This is a genomic window from Polaromonas sp. P1_G2 (assembly GCF_056405515.1).
Genome location: NZ_JBFUBY010000726.1, coordinates 1 through 593, shown reverse-complemented (window position 1 = coordinate 593; position 593 = coordinate 1). Strand labels below are relative to the sequence as shown.

Below are 593 nucleotides of genomic sequence, written 5' to 3'. Positions count from 1 at the left end.
CCTCGGGAACGTTCGCGCCCTTTTCTTGCCTGTCCTTGTCGAACGTGTCGGGACGCAGCTTGAAGAGGATCAGGACCGGGGCGGCGATATAGATCGATGAGAAGGTACCAACCACAACACCGAACAACATCGCAACGGTGAAGCCGCGGATGACATCGCCGCCGAACAGTACCAGCGCCAGGATAGCGATCGTTGTCGTCATCGAGGTGAGGATGGTACGCGACAGCGTCGAATTGATCGAGGTGTCGATCAACAGCGGCAGCGGCATCTTCTTGTAGCGCCTGAGATTCTCACGCATTCGGTCATAGACGACGACCGTGTCGTTGAGTGAGTAACCGATGATGGTCAGCACCGCCGCGATACTAGTTATGTCGAATTCCACCCTGGTGAAGACGAAGAAGCCGACGGTCAGCAACAGATCGTGCAGGGTAGCGACGATGGCGCCGACAGCGAACTGCCATTCGAACCGGAACCAGATCCAGACCATGATCGCCAGGAGCGAAAGGCCGACGCCGTAGAGACCTTTCATTGCCAGTTCGCCGGAGACCGACGGGCCAACGGTCTCCTTGCGGCGGGATTCGTAGTCCTTCGAC

The 593-nt window shown here is 58.0% G+C and carries 1 protein-coding gene; it reads right to left on the bottom strand.

The window, feature by feature from the left end:
- A partial coding sequence (secF, locus tag AC1D0P_RS27210; protein ID WP_477679579.1) for a protein translocase subunit SecF occupies positions 1-593 on the bottom strand: 593 nt, incomplete at both ends.